The organism is Massilia hydrophila, from assembly GCF_020208145.1.
Taxonomy (GTDB): Bacteria; Pseudomonadota; Gammaproteobacteria; order Burkholderiales; family Burkholderiaceae_D; genus Telluria; species Telluria hydrophila.
In genome coordinates this window covers 129,349-153,529 of sequence record NZ_JAHYBX010000007.1, presented here as the reverse complement: position 1 = coordinate 153,529, position 24,181 = coordinate 129,349, and the positions used below count along the sequence as shown (strand labels likewise).

Genomic DNA, 24,181 nt, shown 5'->3' with positions numbered 1-24,181 from the left:
GGCGGGTGCGCCGCGGGTTCCCCGACAATGCGGCAACAAGGAAGCACGAACACATGAAACCAATCTGGATTGTCGACGACGACGCATCGATCCGCTGGGTGCTGGAAAAGGCGCTGGCGCGCGAAAGCCTGGAAACGCGCAGCTTCGCCAACGCGCACGACGCGCTGGCCGCCTTCGAGAGCGACACCCCGCAGGTGCTGGTTTCGGACATCCGCATGCCGGGCGACTCCGGCATCGAGCTGCTGGGCGCGGTCAAGGCCCGCCATCCGGGGCTGCCGGTCATCATCATCACCGCCTTTTCCGACCTCGATTCGGCGGTCGCCTCGTTCCAGGGCGGCGCCTTCGACTATCTGGCGAAACCCTTCGACATCGACAAGGCGGTCAGCCTGATCCGGCGCGCGCTGGACGAGAGCCTGCGCGAAGCGAGCGTGGAGGCGGCGCCGGCCGAGACGCCCGAGATCCTGGGGCACGCGCCGGCCATGCAGGAAGTATTCCGCGCCATCGGGCGCCTGTCGCAGTCCAACGTGACGGTCCTGATCACGGGCGAGAGCGGCACCGGCAAGGAACTGGTGGCGCGCGCCCTGCACAAGCACAGCCCGCGCGCCCAGCAGCCCTTCATCGCGCTGAACACGGCGGCGATCCCGAAGGACCTGCTGGAGTCCGAACTGTTCGGCCATGAGCGCGGCGCCTTCACCGGCGCCCAGGCCATGCGGCGCGGCCGCTTCGAGCAGGCCGAGAACGGCACCCTGTTCCTGGATGAAATCGGCGACATGCCGTTCGATCTGCAGACCCGTCTCCTGCGGGTGCTGTCGGACGGCCACTTCTATCGTGTCGGCGGGCACCAGCCGGTCAAGGCCAACGTGCGCGTGATCGCGGCCACCCACCAGAACCTGGAACAGCGCGTGCGCGACGGCCTGTTCCGCGAAGACCTGTACCACCGCCTGAACGTGATCCGCCTGCGCCTGCCCTCGCTGCGCGAGCGCGGCGAGGACATCCCGATCCTGGCGCGCCACTTCCTGGTGCAGAGCGCACGCCAGTTGGGCGTGGAGCCCAAGCGCCTGAGCGAAGGCGCGATGCGTTTCCTGTCCCGCCTGGAATTGCCGGGCAATGTGCGCCAGCTGGAAAACCTGTGCAACTGGATCACCGTGATGGCCCCGGGCCAGACGGTGGAGGTGAAGGACCTGCCGCGCGACCTGATCCAGGGCGCGCCGGAGTCCGCCATGGTGCAGGAAGCACCGGTAGCCGCCGCAGGCGCGGCGGCCAGCGTGCCCGCCACCTCCGGGCCCGCGTCCCTGGTCGCGCCTGCCGCGCCGGATGGCTGGGCGGCGCTGCTCGAGCAGCAGGCGGCCGGCATGCTCAGTGCCGGCGCGGTGGACGTGATGGACACGCTCGGCCGCCAGTTCGAGTCGGTCCTGATCAAGACCGCACTGCGCCACACGCACGGGCGCCGCAACGATGCCGCGGTGCGGCTCGGGATCGGCCGCAACACCATCACCCGCAAGATCGCGGAACTGGGCATCGAAGGCGTTCGCGAAGACTAGGCCCGATGGTGTAAGCTGGCGCATCGTGTTCTTTTGCCATCGTCCATGCTGATCAACTGTGTCGCCTACCAGGAAGGCAAGAAGCTGTCCGACGTTCCCGTCGCCGACATCAGTGAATACCTGAAACAGCCCGGTACTTTCGTCTGGGTCGCCCTGCGCGACCCGGACCAGGCCGAAATCGCCACCATGCAGGAAGAGTTCGCGCTGCACGAGCTGGCGGTGGAAGACGCGGCGCGCGGCCACCAGCGCCCCAAGATGGAGGAGTATGGGGACAGCGTCTTCGTGATCGTCCACATCGTGGAGCTGGGCGGCGACGAACTGCGTGCCGGCGAGCTGGCCATCTTCGCCGGACCGAACTACGTGCTGTCGGTGCGGCGCGATGCCAACCAGGGTTTCCTGGGCGTGCGTGCGCGTGCCGAACGCGAGCCGCATCAGTTGAAGAAGGGTTCCGGCTTCGTGCTGTACGCGCTGGTCGATGCGGTGGTGGACCGCTACTTCCCGGTGGTCGACATGCTCGAATCCGAGCTCGAATCGATCGAGGACCACATCTTCGGCCAGCAAGGCGGGCAGCGCGCCAACATCGAGCGCCTGTACGAACTGAAACGCAAGTCGCAGGTGCTGCGCCACGCGGTGGTGCCGCTGATGGACGCGATCGGACGCCTGCATGGTGGCCGCGTGCCGGCCGTGGTGGTCGAGACCCAGGATTACTTCCGCGACGTGCACGACCACCTGCTGCGCATCCTCGGCCGGCTGGACACGGTGCGCGACACCATCAACACCGCGATCCAGGTGACGCTGTCGATGGTGGCGATCGAAGAGAACGACATCAGCAAGAAGCTGGCCTCGTACGCGGCGATCTTCGCCGTGTTCACCGCCTTTGCCGGGATCTGGGGCATGAACTTCGAGTTCATGCCGGAGCTGAAGTGGAAGTACGGCTACCCGCTGGCGCTGGCGACCATGGGCGGGGTGTGCTTCTACGTGTACCGGCGCTTCAAGCGGGCCGGCTGGCTGTAGCCGCGGCCCCGCCGCAGGCCACGATCACCAGCAGGATCGCCAGCCACTGCAGGCCGGTGAGCCGCTCGCCCAGCACGATCCACCCGGCCAGCGCGGCGAAGGCCGGCCCGGCGCTGACCAGGATCCCGAACACCCGCCGCGGCAGACGCCGCAGCGCCGCCATCTCCAGCGTATAGGGCAGGGCGCTCGACAGCAGCGCCACCGCCAGGCCGCCCGCCAGCACCGAAGGCAGCAGCAGGGCCGCGCCCGCGTGCGCGGCGCCCAGCGGCACCGTGAACAGGGCCGCCGCCAGCATGCCCCAGGCTACGGCCTGGCCGCCGTCGAGCGTGGAGACGCGCTTGCCGAACACGATGTACATCGCCCAGCAGAAGGCCGCGCCCAGCGCGTACGCCACGCCGACCGGGTCCAGCGGCGGCACGCCGGCGTGCACCGGCGCCAGCAGCCACAGGCCGCCGGCCGCCAGCAGCACCCAGCCGACGTCGCGCGCGCGGCGCGAGGACAGCACCACCACGGCGAGTGGACCGACCACCTCGATCGCCACCGCGATCCCGATCGGGATGCGGGCGAAGGCGGCGTAGATCAGGAGGTTCATGCAGCCCAGCATCAGGCCATACACCAGCAGGTTGCGCATGTCGGCGCGCGCCGGCGGCGTGCGCCAGGGGCGTACCACGGCCAGCATGACCAGGGCCGCCAGGCCGACCCGCAGCGCGGTCACGCCCTGGCTGCCCACCAGCGGGAACAGTCCCTTGGCCCAGGCGGCGCCGGCGTTCACCGACACCATCGAAGCCAGGATCGCCAGGCCCGGGCCGAGCGCCGTGGGCGTGGCGGCCGGCTTCACGCGGCCATCGCCAGTGCCACGGCTTCCGCCACGCGGATGCCGTCCACGGCCGCCGACATGATGCCGCCGGCGTAGCCCGCGCCTTCGCCGGCCGGGAACAGGCCGCGTGTGTTCAGGCTTTGCAGGTCGGCGTCGTTGCGCTTGATGCGGATCGGCGAGGAAGTGCGGGTCTCGACCCCGGTCAGCACCGCGTCGTGCTTGTAGTAGCCCTTGATCTGCTTGTCAAAAGCGACGAAGGCTTCGCGCAGCGCCTGAATCGCGTACTGCGGCAGCGAAGGCGCCAGGTCGGTCAGGTGCACCGCCGGCCGGAACGAGGGGACCACCGAGCCGAACTCGGTGGAAGGCACGCCCTTGACGAAGTCGCCCATCAGCTGGCCCGGGGCGTCGTAGTTGCTGCCGCCGAGGACGTAGGCGCGCGACTCCAGCTCGCGCTGGAAGGCGATACCGGCCAGCGGGTGGCCCGGGTAGTCCTCGGGTGTGATGCCGACCACGATCGCGCTGTTGGCGTTGCGCTCGTTGCGCGAGTACTGGCTCATGCCGTTGGTGACCACCCGGCCTTCTTCCGAGGATGCCGCCACCACGGTGCCGCCCGGGCACATGCAGAAGCTGTAGACGGAGCGGCCGTTCGAGGCGTGGTGCACGATCTTGTAGTCGGCCGCGCCGAGCAGCTTGTTGCCGGCGTTCGGGCCGAAGCGGCAGACGTCGATCAGCGACTGCGGGTGCTCGACCCGGAAGCCGATCGAGAACGGCTTGGCTTCGATGTACACGCCGCGCTCGTACAGCAGCTCGAAGGTGTCGCGCGCGCTGTGGCCGATCGCCATCACCAGGTGGCGGGTGGCGATCTCCTCGCCATTCGAGAGGCGCACGCCCTGGACCTGGCGCACGCCGGCTTCGTTGCCCACGTAGATGTCGTCCACGCGCGTCTCGAACCGGATCTCGCCACCGAGCCGGGTGATCTCGGCGCGGATCTGCTCGACCATCTTCACCAGGCGGAAGGTGCCGATGTGCGGCTTGCTGACGTACAGGATCTCTTCCGGCGCGCCGGCCTTGACGAACTCGGTGAGCACCTTGCGGCCGTAATGCTTCGGGTCCTTGATCTGGCTGTACAGCTTGCCGTCAGAGAAGGTGCCGGCACCGCCTTCGCCGAACTGCACGTTCGATTCGGTGTTGAGCTTGCGCTTGCGCCAGAAACCGAAGGTGTCGACGGTGCGCTCGCGCACGATCTTGCCGCGTTCCAGCACCAGCGGGTTCAGGCCCATCTGGGCCAGGATCAGGGCCACGAACATGCCGCAGGGACCCATGCCCACCACTACCGGGCGCGGCGTACCGGGTGCCGGGCGCGCCGCCGGGACGAACTTGTAGCCGGTGTCGGGCGAGGGGCCAATGTGCTGGTCGCGCGCCAGGCGCGCCAGCACGGCCGCTTCGTCGTGCACCTCGGCATCGATCGCATAGATCAGCACGATGGCCGACTTCTTGCGCGCATCGTAGCTGCGCTTGAACACCGTGAAGCCGAGCAGCTCGGCGCTGGCGATCCCGAGGCGGGCCAGGATGGCCTCGCGCAGGGCGGCTTCGGGATGGTCGAGGGGAAGTTTGAGTTCGCTAATTCGGAGCATGGTGTGTGGTTGCTAGTGAGGCAACAATATAAGGCTGAGGCAAACCGCTATTTTACCGGACTCGCCCCTCGTGAGGCCGGCGGCCGGCGGCGCGCAGCCGTGGCCGCGCCGGTGCTATCTCTTTCGTGAGAAAACCGGCCATATGCATGGCAAATCGCCGTTGTGTGGGTGCAACATTCTCGGGGCGCGATCGCATGTTTCGCAATCACGACGGGAAGGGGAATTTTGCCTTGTCAGAAAGCGCTGCAAGGCATGCAGACGAGAAGTTGCTGCTTGGGATAAATACGCTGATCTTGTCGGCTTTGCGCTGTCTTCCGCATTGAATTGAGCGAACTCACGTGCATACCTTTTGCTCGTTGATGCGGCGCACCATCCGGCGGCGAAAACAAGCAGTACCGGGGTGAGGTGTTGTTTTTCGCTGAAGCGTGCTGGTGTGTTCAATTGACACTTTTCGTTTCAATATGGTTTTATGTATTCATTCAAATAACGTTTTCTTTTATTTAGCGGTTATTTGAGGGTATGCGTCCTAGTAGTTCAGGTACGGAAGAATGCTGCCATTAAAAAGCGGCGATATACAGATGTCGTGTTGTATGAAGTAAACCTTCAAGCCCCCGGCCGGCAGTTTGTCGCGGCAGGGCGCGCGCAATTTGCGCCCGGTTTGCAGGAGACGACCGCAGGGCAGGACGATCGCGCTGCGGTGGCAAAAACCACTTTAAGAAAAGCCCAGAAGGAGAAGTATTCATGACGTTCAAATTGAAGTCGCTGCCGTTCGCAGTCGCTTGCGCGCTCGCCAGCGGCGCCCTGGCCGGTAGTGCACCGGCCTTCGCACAGACGACCGAAGCCGCAGGCGGCTCGACCCCGCAGCGCGTGGTCGTGACCGGCTCGCTGATCAGCCGCGCCAACACGGAAACCCCGACCCCGGTGCAGGTGCTGACCTCGGCCGACATCCAGAAGAGCGGCAAGACCTCGGTGGCTGAACTGCTGACCGACCTGGCCGCCAACGGCGCAGGTACCCTCGGCACCGGCTTCGCCGGCGCCTTCGCCAACGGCGCATCGGGCATCTCGCTGCGCGGCCTGACCGTGGGCGCGACCCTGGTCCTGATCGACGGCCACCGCATGGCCGGCTACCCGCTGTCGGACGACGCCCAGCGCCAGTTCGTCGACGTGTCCTCGATCCCGTTCGACGCCATCGAATCGATCGAAGTCCTGAAGTCCGGCGCATCGTCGCTGTACGGCTCGGACGCGATCGCAGGCGTGATCAACATCAAGCTGAAGAAGAACCTGACCGGCACCCGCCTGGCCGCCGAATACGGCGACACCCAGCACGGCGGCGGCAAGACCAAGCGCGCCTCGATCAGCTCGGGCATCGGCGACATCGACACCGACGGCTACAACGCCTTCTTCACCATCGAGACCCGCAAGCAGGGTTCGATCAAGGTTGCCGAGCGCGACAACTTCGACTACGCGAACCGCGACTGGCGCGCACGTGGCGGTAACAACCTGACCCTGGGTGTGCCGACCAACCTGAACTCGTTCCTGACCCCGACCAACACCCCCTTCCTGTACAACCCGTCGGGCACGGGCGGCGTGGACAATCCGGCCAACTTCGTGTTCCTGGATCCGTCGAAGTGTAACTACAACGCCTACCGCGCCGGCCAGTGCGCAGTGCGCGATACCTTCGGCTTCATCCAGCCGGAAACCGAAAACGTCAACCTGCTGGTTGGCATGACCAAGAAGCTGAACGACAACTGGGAACTGGCGCTGAAGGCGTCCATGTTCCAGCGTGAAAGCACCAACAACCGCGGCGCCACCCCGGCCGCCTACAGCCCGACCTCGTTCAACGGTGTCACCACCCTGAACAACGGCGTGCTGGTCACCCGCGTCAATAACATCCCGAGCACCCTGTTCGCTCCGGGCGCACGCGTCGGCGCCGGCGTTACCAATCCGTTCCCGAACAATGCCCGCCTGTACGGCTACATTCCGGACATCGATCCCAACCTGACCACCAACAACAAGTCGACCACCACCCGCATCTCGGCCGACCTGACCGGTAGCGCCATGGGCTGGGACGTGCAGGCGGCGGCCGGCATGACCAAGGTGAAGGTTGACGCGAACTACAGCGGCTACATCAACCGCCGCAACCTGTACAACGCGATCAACAACGGTTCCTGGAACGTCCTGGGCGGCAACTCGCCGACCCTGGTCGACGCCGTCTCGCCACGCTTCAGCAACACCCTCGAATCGACCCTGAACTACATCGACCTGGTCGGTTCGCGCGAAATCCTGCCGTCGTTCGGCGCAGGCCCGCTGGCCTTCGCAGCCGGCTACCACTGGCACAAGCGCGAGCAGAACGCACCGGCATCGTCGCTGACCGCGATCGGCGCCGTGGCCAACACCTCGGCCTTCACCATCGGCGACGAGACCAACCAGGCAATCTTCGCCGAGCTGCGTGCGACCCCGATCAAGAACGTCGAAGTCAGCCTCTCGAGCCGCTACGACCACTACGATACCTACGGCAACTCGTTCACCCCGGCGGCCAACTTCAAGTGGACCCCGGTGCAGAACTTCGGTATCCGCGGTACCTTCGCACGTGGCTTCCGCGCGCCGAACCCGGCTGAAGTGGGCAACGCAGGTTCGTTCTTCACCTTCAACGCGATCAACGACCCGATCCTGTGCGCCAACGGCAGCCGTACCACCGCCGGCAACGTGCCGTCGGCTTGCGGCTTCGCTCCGCCGTACGTCCAGACCACCAACCCGGACCTGCAGCCTGAGAAGTCGAAGTCCTACACCCTGGGCCTGATCTACGAACCGATGCGCGGCCTGAACATGACCCTTGATTACTACAAGATCAAGATCAACAACCTGGTCGTGACCCAGGCAGGCAACGATCCGAACTTCGTCCCGACCTGGGTCCGTGGCCCGGCGGCGCCGATCGACGTGGCGACCGGCAACGGCACCACCACCACCGTCGCCACCCCGTCGGTCGGCCCGATCCTGTACGGCCTGTCGCCGTACATCAACGCGGGCGGCACCGAAACCCACGGCATCGAAGCGGACGTGCGTTACCGCTGGCGCCTGGCCAACGACGGCGGCACCATCTCGGCAGCCCTGTCGGCGGCGCACACCTTCGGTTACGAGAACATCATCGGCAACGAGCGCATCCAGCTGGCGGGCACCCAGGGCCCATCGTCGGTCGGCGGTGCAACCGGTAACCCGAAAGACCGTGCCCAGTTCACCCTCGGCTACAACCGCGGCCCGCTGGACGTGACCGCCACCGTGAACTACACGAGCGGCTTCTCGACCATCGACCCGGCACTGGGCGAGACCGACTGCGCCACCACCGGCGAACACGTCGGCGGCCGTGCCTACTTCTCGGGCCTGGTCCAGCCAGCCTGGTACTGCACCGTTCCTTCGTTCACCACGACGAACCTGAACCTGCAGTACAAGCTGACCCCGAACCTGACCCTGCGTGCAGCGGTCCTGAACCTGTTCGACAGGCAGGCGCCGATCGACGTCGCTACCTACGGTAACGCCGGCGCCGGTACCTCGTACAACGCCTCGCTGCACCAGCCGGGCGCTGTGGGCCGCTTCTACAGCCTGGGCCTGACCTACGCGTTCTAATGTTTGACAGGGCGGCGGCAGCGATGCCGTCGTCCCGACGAACACAACCCCGCAGCAGGGCGACCTGCTGCGGGGTTTCTTTTTTACCGTTTGGTAAGATTACATGCCATTCCAGAGGCCGCCGAGCATGGCCAGTGCGGCCAGCGCCGCCGTCTCGGTACGCAGCACGCGCGGGCCAACCGTCAGTGCCAGCGCCCCGGCGGCGATCGCGGCATCTTCTTCTTCACGGCTGAAGCCGCCTTCCGGGCCCACCATCAGGCTCAGGTCCTGCGGACCGTTTTCCCTGGCCCACGCGGCCAGCGAGCGCTCGCCGCGCGGACTCAGCAGGATGCGCGGGGTGGGGCAGGGCGCCGCCAGCCAGCGGCCGACTTCCTGCAGCGGATGCAGCCGGGCCAGCCGGTTGCGCCCGCACTGTTCGGAGGCGGCCTCGATCACGCCTTGCCAGTGGGCCTGGCGTTTTTCCGCGCGCTCGCCCGACAGCCGCACTACGCTGCGCTGCGCCGCCAGCGGCTGGACCGCGGCCACGCCCAGTTCCACCGCCTTTTCGATGATCCAGTCCATCTTGCTCCCTTCGGGCAAGCCCTGGGCCAGGGTGACGGCATAGGGCAGTTCGGCCTCGACGTCTTCCAGTGCTTCGATGCGAGCGCTGGCGCGCCGCTTGCCGCTCTCCAGCAGGGTAGCGCGCACTTGGCCGCCTTCGCCGTTGAACAGGGTCAGGGTCGCGCCCGGCTGCAGGCGTACGACGTGCAGGTGGTGGGCAACGGCCTCCGGCAGGTCGACGGTAGAACCGGCGGCGAGCGGCTGGGGACAGTAGAAGCGGGGCATGCGTGCTCTTGGTCGTGAATAAAGCTGCATTTTAATAGGCAGCACGCCGGTCTGCTAAAATACCGGGTTACGGCCAGCTGCACGCCTCCGCTTTCCAATCCAGACCTCGCACTCCATGAAATCTACGCAAACCACCACCCTGATGGCCAACGCGATCCGCGCGCTGGCGATGGACGCCGTCCAGAAAGCCAACTCGGGCCACCCGGGCATGCCGATGGGCATGGCCGAGATCGGCGTCGCGCTGTGGGACAAGCACTACCGCCACAACCCGGCCAATCCGGGCTGGTTCAACCGCGACCGTTTCCTGCTCTCGAACGGCCACGGCTCGATGCTGCACTATGCGATGCTGCACCTGGCCGGCTACGACCTGACGATGGACGACCTGCGCGACTTCCGCCAGCTGCATTCGAAGACCGCGGGCCACCCGGAAGTGGGCATCACCCCGGGCGTGGAAACCACCACCGGCCCGCTGGGCCAGGGCATCGCCAACTCGGTCGGCATGGCGCTGGCCGAATGGCTGCTGGGCTATGAATTCAACCGCCCGGGCTACGACGTGGTCGACCACTACACCTACGCCTTCCTGGGCGACGGCTGCCTGATGGAAGGCATCTCGCACGAAGTGGCCTCGCTGGCCGGCACCCTGCGCCTGAACAAGCTGATCTGGCTGTACGACGACAACGGCATCTCGATCGACGGCCGCGTGGAGGGCTGGTTCACCGACGACACCCGCAAGCGCTTCGAAGCCTACGGCTGGAACGTGATCGGCCAGATCGACGGCCACAGCGTGAGCGCGGTCTCGGACGCCATCGAGCAGGCGAAACAGTCCGACCGTCCGACCCTGATCATGTGCAAGACCATCATCGGCAAGGGCGCCCCGAACCTGGAAGGCGGCGACAAGGTCCACGGCGCCCCGCTGGGCGACAAGGAAATCGCGGCCGTGCGCCAGCACCTGCTGTGGGATCCGATTCCCTTCGACATTCCGGGCGAGATCTACGAAGCCTGGGACGCGAAAGAGCGCGGCGCGCAGATGGAAGCCGAATGGAACGCCAAGTTCGAACAGTACCGCGGCGCGCACCCGGAATTGGCCGCCGAATTCGAGCGCCGCATGAAGGGCGAGCTGCCGGGTAACTTCAATGAAGTGCTGGACGCCGCCATCGCGACCTGCGTGGAAAAGAAGGAAACCATCGCCACCCGCAAGGCTTCGCAGAATGCGATCCAGGCCCTGGCGCCGAGCATGCCGGAATTCCTGGGCGGCTCGGCCGACCTGACCGGCTCGAACCTGACCAACTGGAAGGAATCGGTGGCGGTGCGCTCGGGCATTCCGGGCAACCACATCAACTACGGCGTGCGCGAGTTCGGCATGGCCGCGATCCAGAACGGCGTCGCCCTGCACGGCGGCTTCATCCCGTTCGGCGCGACCTTCCTGACCTTCTCGGACTACAGCCGCAACGCGCTGCGCATGGCCGCGCTAATGAAGATCCGTTCGCTGTTCGTGTTCACCCACGACTCGATCGGCCTGGGCGAAGACGGCCCGACCCACCAGTCGATCGAGCACGTCTCGTCGCTGCGCCTGATCCCGAACCTGGACAACTGGCGTCCGTGCGACACCGTCGAGTCGATGGTGGCCTGGGGCGCGGCAGTGCAGCGCAAGGATGGCCCGAGCACCCTGATCTTCTCGCGCCAGAACCTGCCGTTCATGGAGCGTGACGGCGCCACCATCGCCAACGTGGCCAAGGGCGGCTACGTGCTGCGCGACGCCGCCGACGCGAAGGTGGTCCTGATCGCCACCGGTTCGGAAGTCGAGCTGGCCATGAAGGCTGCCGACTCCTTGGAGAGCGAGGGCATCAACGCCCGCGTGGTCTCGATGCCGTCGACCGACGTGTTCGAGCGCCAGGACGCCAGCTACAAGGCGAGCGTGCTCCCGCGCGGCATCCCGCGCGTGGCGATCGAAGCCGGCGTGACCGACTTCTGGTACAAGTACGTGGGCCTGGAAGGCGCGGTGGTCGGCATCGACACCTTCGGCGAATCGGCGCCGGCGCCGGTGCTGTTCAAGCACTTCGGCTTCACCGTCGAGAACGTCGTGGCCAAGGCCAAGGGCGTGATCGGCGCGTAAGGGTTCTTGCGGGCTGCCCCTGGGGCGGCCCGTTTTGCATTCGCGGCATGAAAAAAGTTTTTTTCTAATCAGGAGCTAAGCAATGACGATCAAAGTTGCAATCAACGGTTATGGCCGCATCGGCCGCAACATCCTGCGCGCCTTCTACGAAGGCGGCAAGAAACAAGACATCCAGATCGTGGCGATCAACGACCTCGGCAACGCCGAATCGAACGCCCACCTGACCCGCTACGACACCGCGCACGGCAAGTTTCCGGGCACTGTGACGGTCGAGGGCGACAACATGATCGTCAACGGCGACAAGATTCGCGTGTTCGCTCAGCGTAACCCGGCCGAGATCCCGTGGGGCGAACTGGGGGTGGACGTGGTGCTCGAGTGCACCGGTTTCTTCACCACCAAGGAGAAGGCTTCGGCCCACCTGAAGGGCGGCGCCAAGAAAGTCATCATCTCGGCACCGGGCGGCAAGGACGTCGACGCCACCATCGTCTACGGCGTCAACCAGGATGTATTGAAGAGCACCGACACCGTGATCTCGAACGCTTCCTGCACCACCAACTGCCTGGCCCCGCTGGTCAAGCCGCTGCACGACGCCATCGGCCTGGAAACCGGCCTGATGACCACCGTGCACGCCTACACCAACGACCAGGTACTGACCGACGTGATGCACGAAGACCTGCGCCGCGCCCGTTCGGCCACCCAGTCGATGATCCCGACCAAGACCGGCGCCGCCGCCGCGGTCGGCCTGGTGCTGCCCGAGCTGAACGGCAAGCTGGACGGTTTCGCGATCCGCGTGCCGACCATCAACGTGTCGATCGTCGACCTGTCCTTCATCGCCAAGCGCGACACCACGGTCGATGAAGTCAACGGGATCATGAAGGCCGCGTCGGAAGGCGCCCTGAAAGGCATCCTGACCTACAACACCGACCCGCTGGTCTCGGTGGACTTCAACCACAACCCGGCTTCGTCGAACTTCGACGCCACCCTGACTAAAGTCTCGGGCCGCCTGGTGAAGGTCAGTTCGTGGTACGACAACGAGTGGGGCTTCTCGAACCGCATGCTGGACACCACCGTTGCCCTGATGAACGCCAAGTAAGTTCGGTGTAGCGCCCACGAGGGCGCGATACGGCCTGAGGAGCGGCCGTTTCCGGTGACGCCTGCCAGGCGGCAGGCGCATCGGCCGCGCTTACCCGGACGTCTTTTCGTACATACAGAAGTTTGCCAAAATGCCCCGAAAGGGGCATTTTTCGTATAGTTATATGCACTTTATGCAGAAGAATATTCTGCGTTGAGGAAAAACAACAGATATCAAGTTTTTTTCACGATTCCTTAAGAAAATCGTTTTCTTTGTTGCAAGTTCCTGCGAGACTAATCCTCTGTATGCACCAAGTGCATATGGTTTGCATTGAGAAATATTAAAAATCGTAGGGACGAGAAAACGTGAATAAACCACTCTTGAAACACAGTGTCGTCGCAGTTGCCCTGGCAGTTGGCGCCGCACCGTTCGCCCTGGCGCAAAATTCCGCTTCGGAAGCGCCGGCCACCGTCTATGTGACGGGCTCGAACCTGAAGCGTACGGACAAGGAAGGCACCCAGCCAATCCAGACCATTACCGCCAAGGAAATCCGCGAGTCCGGCGCAGCCACCGTCACCGAGCTGATCCGCCTGGTGCCGTCGATGGGTACCGACAACAACATCGACACGAACGACGGCGGCTTCTCGCGCGGCGTCTCGACCGCGTCGCTGCGTGGCCTGTCGTCGACCTCGACCCTGATCCTGCTGAACGGCCGCCGCATGGCGCCGTCGGCCTATGCCGACCCGAACAACGGCAATTCGACCCTGTATGACCTGAACCAGATCCCGATCAACGCGCTCGAGCGCGTCGAGATCCTGAAGGACGGCGCATCGGCAGTCTACGGCTCCGACGCGATCGGCGGCGTCATCAACTTCATCACCAAGTCCTCGTTCCGCGGCTCGGAAATCAGCGCCCGCATGAGCGCCAACGATGATGGCGAATTCGCACGCAAGGGCGTGACCTTCTTCACCGGCCTGGGCGATGTCGAGACCGACGGCTTCAACGTGTTCTTCACGGCTGACCTGTCGAAGCGCGACCGTACCCTGCGCAAGGACGTCACCGACATCAAGTTCGACGAATACAAGCGCCTGCAGAACCGCTATGCCACCAACTACGGCAGCAACATCTCGCGCGCACCGCTGATCTACCGCGAAACCACCCCGGGTTCGGGCCAGTTCACCGCGACCCAGGCCAACGCCGCCGATCGTCTGCGCACCCCGCTGACCGACTGCCCGGCAGACCGCCAGATCGTCGGCAACGCCGCGATGGGCTTCGCCACCACCAGCGTGTTCTTCGGCCGCACCTTCTGTAACTTCGACACCGCGCCGTACCTGGAAGGTACCAGTGACGGCGAAGACGGCAGCTTCCTGAGCCGCGGCGTCCTGAAGATCAGCGACAACGTGCGCGCCTTCGCCGAAGTGGCCTATGCCCGCACCGAGCGCCGCTACACCGCGGCCCCGATCGGGATCAGCACCACCCCGGTGACCAACTTCACCTCGGGCGGCGTCGCTCCGTCGTACCAGACCATTCTGCCGATCGGCCACCCGGACAACCCGTTCCCGAACGCACGCGCTTCGTTCGCCTACCGCTTCGAGAACGCGCCGAACGGCACCGAGACCATCAACCAGACCGGCCGCTTCCTGACCGGCCTGTCGGGCTCGCACTTCAACTGGGATTGGGAAACCGCCTTCCTGTACAACGAGGCACGCAAGGAAGACGGCTACAACGGCCGCCTGTACCTGCCGACCCTGCGCAAGATCAACCAGGGCGCGACCATCGCCCAGGTGGCAGCTGACCCGACCCTGTTCCGCAGCACCCGCAGCGACGACCGTTCGAAGATCGCCCACGTCGATGCCAAGGCATCAACCACCTTCGGCAACCTGCCGGGCGGTCAAGTTGGCGTGGCAGTCGGCGCCGAGTTCCGCCGCGAATCGCTGAAGATGACCCCGGACGCCGAACTGGCAGCCGGTAACATCTACGGCCTGGCCAACACCATCATCGACGGCGAGCGTGACGTCAAGTCGGGCTTCGTCGAGTTCCGCACCCCGTTCTTCAAGAACTTCGAGATGGACTGGGCTGGCCGCTGGGACAAGTACGAAGGCATGAAGACCAACTTCGTGCCGAAGGTCGGCGCCAAGTGGAACGCAACCAAGACCCTGGCATTCCGCGGTACCTATGCCGAAGGCTTCCGTGCTCCGGCACTGTCGCAGGTGACCCCGGGCGGCGCCCAGTTCTTCGTCTCGGGCCTGCATGACCCGCGTCGTTGCGAAGCCGACGAGCGCACCCCGAAACCAGGCGCAACCGAAGCGGACTGCAACAAGTCGGCATCGGGCACCGGTGGCGCGAACCCGGACCTGCGTCCGGAAACCTCGAAGTCCTACTCGTTCGGCATCCTGTTCTCGCCGACCACCAACTGGGACTTCGGCCTGGACTTCTTCAAGATCCGCAAGATCGACGAAGTGGCCCTGGGTTCGGAATTCGAAGCCCTGCGTAACGAAGACAAGAACCCGGACCTGGTCGTGCGCGACACCAACCCGGACAACCTGCTGCGTGACGCGCAGGGCAACCCGATCCCGGGTACCGGTCCGCTGCTGGCCGTCCGCCTGCCATGGACCAACCAGGGTGCAATGGAAACCCGCGGCGTCGACATCGACGTGGCCTTCCGCAAGAACCTGGGCTCGATGGGTAACTTCAGCGCCAAGCTGACCTCGACCTACACCCACGGTTACTACCTGGCGCAGCACGAAGGCGACGTCGAGCACAACCTGGCTGGCTACAACGCCGGTCTGATCGACTGGAACCTGTCGAGCGGCCTGGATATCCCGCGCTGGAAGACCAACATGTCGGCATCGCTGACCCGCGGCGCCCACGCGTTCAGCGCCAACGTGAACTACACCGGCCCGGTCTCGCTGCGTCGCAAGTTTGACGGCGAAACCACCTATCCGATGGCGTTCTGCCACTACGCGCCGGCCGTGAACAGCACCACCACGGCCAACTTCCCGAGCGCCAGCGCAGCCATCCCTGGCTACCTGGCAGCGTTCCCGGATTGCTCGGTCAAGGAATGGGTCCGTGTCGGCGTGGGTTACACCTACACCGGCATCAAGAACCTGGCTCTGACCCTGAACATCCAGAACCTGTTTGACGAAGCTGCACCGTACGATCCGCGTTACGGCGCAATCGGTGGCACCGGCTACAACTCGGGCCTGCACAACCCGTACGGCCGTTACTTCTCGATCTCGGCGAAGTACAACTTCTAAGCGCAGCGCGCCTAGCAAAAACCCGGCTTCGGCCGGGTTTTTTTATGCCTGCGCGCGGCAGGAGGACGACAAACAGAGCGCGGTCAGGCCTGATCCGAACAGTGACCCCCGAAAGCGTGCGCTACGATTGACGCAGCAACCCTGAAGTAAGCGGCATTCGGCCTCTGTCGGGTTTTTTTCTGTTCCTGCGACAATGCGTGAGTGTTGCCGCCGCGCAGGGCGCTACACTCGCAGATCGGTGAAAGCAGCGGAAAACAAGACATGAACGCATGGCGGACCGGCCTGGGCCGAGGCGCACTGGCCCTGCTGCTGGCGACGGCACTGCCGGCGGCGCAGGCCGACGGTGGGGATGGAGACAGCCTGCGCATCATGGGCGCCATCGATGCCCGCAGCGCCGATCGCATCATCGCCTTCGTCGACGGCGGCGGACGCCGTATCGTGATCGATTCGGAAGGGGGCGATGCGGAAGCCGGCATGCGCATCGCGGAGCGGCTGGCCGGGGCCGAGGTTGAGGTAGTGGTCAACCGCTACTGCTTCTCGTCCTGCGCCAACTACGTATTCGTGCCGGCTCGCAGCAAGGCCCTGAACGAGGGCGCGGTGCTTGGCTTTCACGGAGGCATACCGGACACCCGCCATATCAGGTTGGAGAACCTGGCACCGGAGACGCGCGGGCTGTTCGAGATGATGTCGCGCAATTACGAACGGCAGGCTGCGCTGTTCGGCCCGCTCGGGGTCGACACGGCGCTGTTCGGCGGTGCCGGCAAACTGGCTGCACGGGTGTCGCCGACCCCTGTATACAGCCTCGACTGTGCCGGCAAGCTGCGCACCTTCGCAGTGGAAAAGGCGGCGAAACGCGCGCTGGCCGATTGCATGCAGCGCCGCCGGAAATTCGAGTTCACCATCGGGAACGGACTGGACACGACCGTGTACTTCCCGAGCCGGGAGACGCTCGAGCGCTACGGCGTGCGCGGCATCGGCGCCTATCCCTATCCGGCCGACCAGCGCGCCATGCGCGCGCTCGCGGCCGGCATGGGGTTCAAGCTCGAGCTGGTCGGCGACGTCGAGTAAAACGCGGCCTCAGGCGTCCGGCCAGGGCGTCAGGATCTCGACGCCGTTCTTGGTCACGGCCACCATGTGTTCCCACTGGGCCGACAGCGAGCCGTCGCTCGTCACCACGGTCCAGCCGTCCTCCAGCTGGTCGACGTCGGCGCCGCCCAGGTTGATCATGGGCTCGACCGTGAAGGTCATGCCTTCCTTGAGCAGCAGGCCGGTGTTTGGCCGCCCGTAGTGCAGCACCTGCGGGTCTTCGTGGTAGACGCGCCCGATGCCGTGGCCGCAGTATTCTCGCACCACCGAGTAGCCGGCGCCTTCGGCCAGCTTCTGGATCGCGTGGCCGACGTCGCCCAGGCGCGCGCCCGGCCTGACCTGGCGGATGCCGGCCATCATGGCGCTGTAGGTGGTGTCGACCAGCTTCCTCGCTTCAGGCGAGGGCTCGCCGACGAAGTACATGCGGCTGGTGTCGCCGTGCCAGCCATCCTTGATCACGGTGACGTCGATGTTGACGATGTCGCCGTCTTTCAGGATCTCCTTCTCGCTCGGGATGCCGTGGCAGACCACGCCGTTGACCGAGGTGCAAAGGGTCTTCGGAAAGCCGTGGTAGCCGACGTTGGCCGGCGTAGCCTTCTGTACCTTGCGGATGTATTCGTTGCAGCGGCGGTCGAGTTCCTCGGTCGAGACGCCGGGCACAACGTGCTCCTTGATCATCGCGAGGACCTCGGCGGCGAGGCGGCCGGACACGCGCATCTTCGCGATGTCCCTGTCGTTCTTGATTTTGATTGCCATGGTGTTCTTCTGTATTGCGTCCGGACGGGACGCCAAGCGAGCATGATACCCGCGCCCAATGAAAAATGCCCGCCGGGCGAACCCGGCGGGCATCGTGGTCCTTCAGCTCAGGCCCGGGCGGGCCCGTTCATCAGAACGACTGGTTGTAGCGCACGTAGAAGAAGCGGTCGATCGGGTAGTCCGCATCCACGCGCGACGACGACGCGGCCGAGGTGGTGATCAGGCGCGGCGACTTGTCGAACAGGTTGTTGACGCCGACCATGACCTGGCCGTTCCACGCGGTCTTGTAGCCCACGCTCAGGTCGGTGTAGGTCACGCTGCCCAGCTTGTTGTAGTTCTTGCCCCAGCTGGCTTCGCCGCCGATGTTCGAGCACTCTTCGGCGTTGACCTTGTAGCAGCGGTCCTTCACGCCGCTATGGTAGCGCGAGGTCCAGGTGGCGCTCCAGTTGCCCATGCTCCAGTCCAGCGACAGGTTCGACTTGACGCGGTTGTAGAAGTACTGGCCTTCGTAGTTGGTCCAGTCGGCGCCGGCGGTCGCCTGGTCGCGCAGCTTGTCGACGTAGGCGGTCTCCGAACGGATGCCGAACTGGCCGTACTGGGTACGCGGCAGGCGGTAGCCGATCGACAGGTCCAGTCCCTCGGTTTCCAGTGCGCCGATGTTGGCGTTGCCGCGGGCCAGCGAGATGATCTGGCCGCTGAGCGGATCACGCTTGATCACCGAGCAGTACGGTGCCAGGCCTTGCACGTAGCAGTACTCCGCCACGTCGGTCGCGGTGATCTCGGTGATCTGGTTGGTGATCTTCACGTTGAACCAGTCGAGGCCCACGGTCAGGCCCGGCACGTAGGACGGGCTGTAGACGAAGCCGGCGGTCTTGGTGATCGCGGTTTCCGGGGTCAGGGCCGCATTGCCCGCGCCCGCCATGAACGGGTAGGGGCTCTGGTCGCCAGCGGCGCTGGTGATCGGTCCGGTCTGCGATTCCTGGCGGAAGCCGGCGCCGGCGCCCGCGGCCGCGCAGCGCTGCGCCACGGTCGGGTCGCTGGTCTGGCCGTACAGCGAATCGCACGGGTCGAGGTAATCGTCGAAGGTCTGCTGGCCGCCGCCGAAGGTGTCGCCCACCGACGGTGCACGGAAGCCTTCAGCCCAGGTGCCGCGGATCAGCAGGTCCTTGATCGGCTTCCACATGAAGCTGGCCTTGCTGTTGTTGGTCACACCGAAGTTGCTGTAGTCGGAGTGGCGGGTGGCCAGGTTGACGCTCAGCAGGTCGGCGAAGGGCACGCCCTTGAGCAGCGGGACGTTGAGCTCGGCGTAGGCTTCCCTCACCGTATAGCGGCCACGGGTCGGGTTGCCGGCCAGGTCGGTCGAGTAACCGGACTGCTCGAACTGGCCCGGCAGGTCGTAGCCGCGCACTTCGCGACGCTCGACACCGGCTGCGATGCCGATTGCGCCGGCCGGCAGGGTGAACACTTCACCGGCGATGTCGGCGGTGGCGCTGTTGATGGTCGAGCCGTAGGTCGCCTGGCCGGTAGCCATGACGTACTTGATCACTTCCGGGTTGGAGGCGGACGGGCCGCCCAGGATATCCCATGGACGGCACTCGGCCAGGGCGATCGGGGAATCCGGGGTGCCGCACTGGACCACGCCCGAAGCGTTGCGGAACGATGGGCCAAGGGCCTTCTTGAGGTTCAGCAGGTTGACGTTGCCGGTGCCCAGCAGCGAGCCGCGCAGGGCGCTGTGGTTATAGCCCACGCTCCAGTTCCATGGCAGCGAACGGAGTTCGAATTCGCCGGCCAGGGTCGCGTCGATGTGCAGGGTGCGGTTCTGGTTCTCGGTCACGCGCGGCTGCTCGATCGTGCGGCGGATGAAGTACAGGTCCTGGCCGTTGCCTGCACCCTGCACCCAGTTGCCGTACGGGTTGTACCAGTTATCCTTGTCGATGTAGACCGGGAAGTCCGGCTGCGATTCGCTCTGCAGCGGATAGCCCGCGACCTGCGACACGCTCTTGCGCTGCGAGTACATGGCCGTCGTGGTGAAGGTCATGTTGTAGGGCAGTTCGACGGTGCCCTTGGTGAACAGCGTGTCGAGCTTGGTCGGCATCGCGAACATCATCTGCGACGCGCTGTTGAAGTTGTCTTCCGGACGGCCGTCCCAGTCGTGGTAGTTGGCCGGGTTGCGCGAATCGGCGCCGGTGCCGTCGCCCAGGGCGCCGCCGGTGTGGTTCAGCACCTTGTCCCAGGAGAAGTCGAGCGGCAGGATCTCGCCCCATGGGCCGGCACCGAAGCCTTCGGTCGGATACTTCGGACCGCGCGGGAAGCCGGTGACCGGGCGCTTGTTGGCCCACACCACGCCCTGCTCGGTATGCGACAGGCCGAACATCAGCGAGACCTTGTCGCTATTGGCGCCCATGGTCAGCGAGAAGTCCTTGCTCTTGCCGTCGCCTTCGGAATTCTGGCCGACGTAGACGCTCAGGTTGCCGCCGTCGATGCGCTTCTTCAGGATGATGTTGACCACGCCCGCGATCGCGTCCGAACCATAGATCGACGAGGCGCCGTCCTTCAGCACTTCGATGCGGTCGATCATGGAAGCCGGCACGGTCGACATGTCGGTGAAGCCGTCCACCGACTGGGTCCAACGCTTGCCGTCCACCAGCACCAGTAGGCGGTTCGAGCCCAGGTTGCGCAGGTTGATGTACTGGCCGCCATTCTCACGGTTCGAAGTCAGCGAGCCACCCTTGCTGAAGTCCGGCGAACCGGCCGAGGACAGCTGGTTCAGGACGTCGCCGACAGTGATCAGGCCGGTCTTCTGGATCTGTTCCTGGGTCATGATCTGGATCGGCTGGGCCGTTTCCAGGTCGACCTGGCGGATACGCGAACCGGTCACTTCGACGCGCTGCAGCGGCTGGGCTGCGTCCTGGGCGAATGCGGCGCCCATGCTGAGGGTCATGCCGCCCAGGCAGATCGCGCGGACCGACCGGGACAAGATTGTTTCCATCATGTTGCAAAACTCCTAATGTGAAAACGCGGCCGTCCTTGGGGGCGCGGCCAGCGGGAAGGTCGATGAAGACCACCTGAAAGTAGTTAATCTCATAACTGGAATTACTTTCAAGTCAGCAATAAGAGCACCGTCGCGGCACGAGTGTCAACTGGATCAACTTTAGTAAATACACAATTGTTGCAATTATGTGTATTTACTTTGCAAATACAATTTAACAATTGACGTCTGCATATGACTCGTTCCAATGAAAAAAAGCCCGCCGACTTGCGCCAGGCGGGCTTTAGACGCAATTAAATTGCGTGGAATCGACTAGTTCTAGCTAATGCCAGAATCAGAAGTTCTGGTTGTAGCGCACGTAGAAGAAGCGGTCGAGTGGCAGTTCCGGATTGGTCGTACCCGAGGCGTTCGGGCCACCGGCGGCGCTGCCGGCGCTGTAGTTGGTGATCGGGCCGCGCTTGAAGAGGTTGTTCGCGCCCACCAGCAGCTTCGCGTTCCACGGCAGGGCATAGCCGATCGACAGGTCGCTGTACCACATTTCCTTGTGCTTGTTGTAGCCGGTGCCCCAGGTGGCCTTGCCGGTCGGGTTCGAGCACTCGACCGGGGTCGGGGAGACGGCCCAGCAGCGGTTCTTCTGGCTGCCGTAGAAGCGGTTCGACAGCGTCGCGCTCCAGTTGCCCATGCTCCAGTCAAACGCGACGTTCGACTTCCACTTGAAGATGTCGAATTCGCCAGCGTACTCAACCCAGTTGGCGGTGTTGCTGCTCTTCAGGCGCCAGGAATCCACATAGGTGGATTCCGTGCGGAAGGCGAACTGGCCATAGGCGGTACGACGCATGCGGTAGCCCAGGCTCAGGTCGTAGCCTTCGGTCTCCATGGCGCCCAGGTTGCCGTTGCCGCGGGTCAGCATGACGATCTGGCCGGTGAGCGGATCACGCTTGATCGCATCGCAGAAGCTGGTCACGCCCTGCACATAGCACTGGTTGATCACGAACGGGGCGGTGATGCCGGTGATGCGGTTGTTGATGCGGATCTTGAACCAGTCCAGGCCGACCGTCAGGCCCGGCACGAAGGACGGGTTGTAGACGAAGCCGGCGGTCCGGGTGACGGCGGTTTCCGGGGTCAGGTTGGAGGCGCCGGCACCGCTCTGGAACGGCGTCGGGGTCTGGGCGCCGCCGGCCGGGACCGGGGTGCCCGCCTGGTTGACCTGGCGGAAGTTGACCGGCACGCCGGCGGCGGTGCAGCGCGCCTTGACGGCCGTATCCGTCGCTGCGGCGCCATGCAGGCTGTCACAGGCGTCCAGGTAGTTGTCGAAGGACTGCGAGCCGCCGCCGAAGGAGTCGCTCACGGTCGGAGCGCGGAAGCCCTCGGCCCAGGTGCCGCGCACCAGCATGTCCTTGATCGGCTTCCACATCAGGCTCGCCTTGCTGTTCGTGGTCGAGCCGAAGTTCGAGTAGTCCGAGTAGCGCGAGGCCAGGTTCAGGCTCAGCAGCTCCGCCATCGTCACGCCCTTGAGCAGCGGAATGGTGGTTTCCAGGTAGGCTTCGCGCACGGTGAAGCGGCCGATGGTCGTGCCGCCGGCCAGGTCGGTCGAGTAACCCGACTGCTCGAACTGGCCCGGACGGTCGACGCCGCGCACGGTGCGGTATTCGAGGCCGCCGGCCAGGCCGACCGCGCCGGCCGGCAGCATGAAGATTTCACCGCTCAGGTCGGCGTTGGCATTGCTGATGGTCGAGCCATAGGTACCCTGACCAACCGACATCACGTATTTCAGGGCTTCCGGGGTCGAGGTCGACGGACCGCCGAGGACGTCCCAAGGCACGCATTCCGCCAACGGGATCGGGCTGGTCGCGGTGCCGCACTGGACTACGCCCGAGGCGTTGCGGAAGGACGGGCCGAGGGCCTTTTTCAGGTTCAGCAGGTTCAGGTTGCCGAAGCTGGTGTTGCTGCCTTCGACCTTGTTGTAGTTGTAGGCGACCGACCAGTTCCACGGCAGGCTACGGATTTCGAAGTCGCCTTCGAGGGCGGCGTCGAGGTGCAGGGTGCGGTTGGTGTTGTCGGTCACGCGCGGCACTTCGATGGTGCGGCGGGCGAAGAACAGGTCGATGCCCTTGCCGGCGCCGGCCACGGCGTTGCCGTACGGGTTGTACCAGTTGTCCTTGTCGATGTAGACCGGATATTTGGACTGGGAGGTCGAGGACAGCGGATAGCCGGCGACCGCGCGGCTCGAGTCGCGCACCGCATACATGCCGGTGGTGGTCAGGCGCATGCCATACGGCAGCTCCAGTTCGCCCTTGGTGAAGATCGAAGTCAGCTTGTTCGGCGACAGCAGGTGCATCTGCTGGGTCGAGTTGAACACGTCGGCGTCGGCGCCGGTGTAGGCGTGGTAGTTGTTCGGATTACGCGAATCCGCGCTGGTGCCCACGCCGTCGAAGGTACCGGTGTGGTTGATGATGCGGTTGAAGCCGCCGGCGGACGCGGTGGTGTTCGAACCGCCGTTGGCGGCCACCGGGGTGATGCGGCCCCATGGTCCGCCGCCGAAGCCGGCGTTGTAGTGGGCCCAGCCGTTGGTGAACGCGGTGAGCGGACGAGACTTGGCCCAGACTTCGCCCTGCTGGGTGTGGGTGATGCCGAACAGCATGCTGGCCTTGTCGTCGCCGGCACCGTAGGTGACCGAGAAGTCCCGGTTCCTGCCGTCGCCCAGCTGGTTCTCGCCCACGTAGGCGCTGGCGCTGCCGCCCTGCATGCTCTTCTTCAGGATGATGTTGACCACGCCGGCAATCGCGTCCGAACCGTAGATCGACGAGGCGCCGTCCTTCAGCACGTCGATGCGCTCGATCAGTGCCGACGGGACGGTCGACATGTCGGTGAAGCCGGCCGCCGAGGCGGTCCAGCGCTTGCCGTTGACCAGCACCAGCAGGCGCTGCGCACCCAGGTTGCGCATGTTGATGTACTGGCCGCCCTGTTCGCGGTTCGAGGTCAGCACCGAGCCACGGCTGAACGCAGGCGTACCGACCGAGGACAGCTGGTTGACGATGTCGCCGACCGTCACCAGGCCACTTTTCTGGATCTGTTCCTGGGTCACGACCTGCACGGGCTGCGCGGTTTCCAGGTCGACCTGGCGAATGCGCGAGCCGGTGATCTCGACGCGCTGTGGGGCCTCTTGAGCCTGCGCAATGGACATCATCGACTGGAGGGCGACGGCGACAGCCACCGCGATCTTGGTTCGTTGTTGCATGTGTTCTCCATCTTTGCGGCTCCGAAAGAAGCCGCGTTTCTGTTTTAAGAATGACGAGCCGTGTGAGCTTGGCTTACCGCTGGTTAGCAGCTTGCTGGAATGCATACACATTCCTATCAGAGCATCGGATCTTGGCCGGGGTCAATATAGCCACCCGGCAAATCTGTTCAAAAAACAACAATTGTGGGATGGAAATCTCTGACTGAAAAGTCAATAAC

13 protein-coding genes are annotated in these 24,181 nt (G+C 64.9%); 7 read left to right on the top strand and 6 right to left on the bottom strand.

The features are described 5' to 3' along the window. Nucleotides 1-53 precede the first annotated feature (53 nt). Both ntrC and corA read left to right on the top strand, forming a co-directional pair. Nucleotides 54-1,541 (top strand): nitrogen regulation protein NR(I), encoded by a 1,488-nt coding sequence (ntrC, locus tag LE190_RS16500; RefSeq protein ID WP_225239726.1) that lies wholly within the window; start codon nt 54-56, stop codon nt 1,539-1,541. Between the two features lie 45 nt (nt 1,542-1,586). Continuing rightward, entirely contained in the window at nt 1,587-2,555 is a 969-nt protein-coding gene (gene corA / locus LE190_RS16495; RefSeq protein WP_225239725.1) for a magnesium/cobalt transporter CorA, read from the top strand. Here the strand turns inward: corA and LE190_RS16490 are convergent. Next, nucleotides 2,533-3,336 carry an EamA family transporter gene (locus tag LE190_RS16490; protein ID WP_225239788.1) on the bottom strand — a complete coding sequence of 268 codons (804 nt, stop codon included), beginning with the start codon at nt 3,334-3,336 and terminating at the stop codon, nt 2,533-2,535. The two genes, corA and LE190_RS16490, sit on opposite strands and share 23 nt — an antisense overlap. A gap of 53 nt (nt 3,337-3,389) precedes the next feature. Next, complete coding sequence (locus LE190_RS16485) at nt 3,390-5,006, bottom strand: NAD(P)/FAD-dependent oxidoreductase (protein ID WP_225239724.1); 1,617 nt, start codon at nt 5,004-5,006, stop codon at nt 3,390-3,392. A gap of 741 nt (nt 5,007-5,747) precedes the next feature. Between LE190_RS16485 and LE190_RS16480 the strand changes: the two genes are divergently transcribed. Further along, nucleotides 5,748-8,627: a TonB-dependent receptor gene (locus tag LE190_RS16480; RefSeq protein ID WP_225239723.1), complete on the top strand. Its 2,880-nt coding sequence runs from the start codon at nt 5,748-5,750 to the stop codon at nt 8,625-8,627. 99 nt (nt 8,628-8,726) lie between these two features. Here LE190_RS16480 and LE190_RS16475 read toward each other — a convergent pair whose 3' ends face one another. Next, nucleotides 8,727-9,452 carry a 16S rRNA (uracil(1498)-N(3))-methyltransferase gene (locus LE190_RS16475; RefSeq protein WP_225239722.1) on the bottom strand — a complete coding sequence of 242 codons (726 nt, stop codon included), beginning with the start codon at nt 9,450-9,452 and terminating at the stop codon, nt 8,727-8,729. Between the two features lie 115 nt (nt 9,453-9,567). On the opposite strand from LE190_RS16475, the gene tkt reads away from it, so the two are divergent. The 4 genes from tkt (at nt 9,568) to LE190_RS16455 (ending at nt 16,962) form a co-directional block, all read left to right on the top strand. Further along, nucleotides 9,568-11,565, top strand: coding sequence for a transketolase (tkt, locus tag LE190_RS16470; RefSeq protein ID WP_225239721.1), 1,998 nt, complete (start codon nt 9,568-9,570; stop codon nt 11,563-11,565). An 82-nt stretch (nt 11,566-11,647) separates the two neighbouring features. Next, nucleotides 11,648-12,658, top strand: a complete 1,011-nt coding sequence (gene gap / locus LE190_RS16465; protein ID WP_225239720.1) for a type I glyceraldehyde-3-phosphate dehydrogenase — start codon at nt 11,648-11,650, stop codon at nt 12,656-12,658. A 344-nt stretch (nt 12,659-13,002) separates the two neighbouring features. Further along, nucleotides 13,003-15,894, top strand: coding sequence for a TonB-dependent receptor domain-containing protein (locus LE190_RS16460; protein ID WP_225239719.1), 2,892 nt, complete (start codon nt 13,003-13,005; stop codon nt 15,892-15,894). 261 nt (nt 15,895-16,155) lie between these two features. Continuing rightward, nucleotides 16,156-16,962, top strand: a complete 807-nt coding sequence (locus LE190_RS16455) for a hypothetical protein (protein WP_225239718.1) — start codon at nt 16,156-16,158, stop codon at nt 16,960-16,962. A gap of 9 nt (nt 16,963-16,971) precedes the next feature. On the opposite strand, the gene map is transcribed toward LE190_RS16455, so the two are convergent. The 3 genes from map to LE190_RS16440 form a co-directional block, all read right to left on the bottom strand. Beyond that, nucleotides 16,972-17,736, bottom strand: a complete 765-nt coding sequence (map, locus tag LE190_RS16450; RefSeq protein ID WP_225239717.1) for a type I methionyl aminopeptidase — start codon at nt 17,734-17,736, stop codon at nt 16,972-16,974. Nucleotides 17,737-17,866: 130 nt separating this feature from the next. Beyond that, nucleotides 17,867-20,713 (bottom strand): TonB-dependent receptor domain-containing protein, encoded by a 2,847-nt coding sequence (locus tag LE190_RS16445; RefSeq protein ID WP_225239716.1) that lies wholly within the window; start codon nt 20,711-20,713, stop codon nt 17,867-17,869. A 346-nt stretch (nt 20,714-21,059) separates the two neighbouring features. Beyond that, nucleotides 21,060-23,963, bottom strand: coding sequence for a TonB-dependent receptor plug domain-containing protein (locus LE190_RS16440; protein ID WP_225239715.1), 2,904 nt, complete (start codon nt 23,961-23,963; stop codon nt 21,060-21,062). Nucleotides 23,964-24,181: the final 218 nt, after the last annotated feature.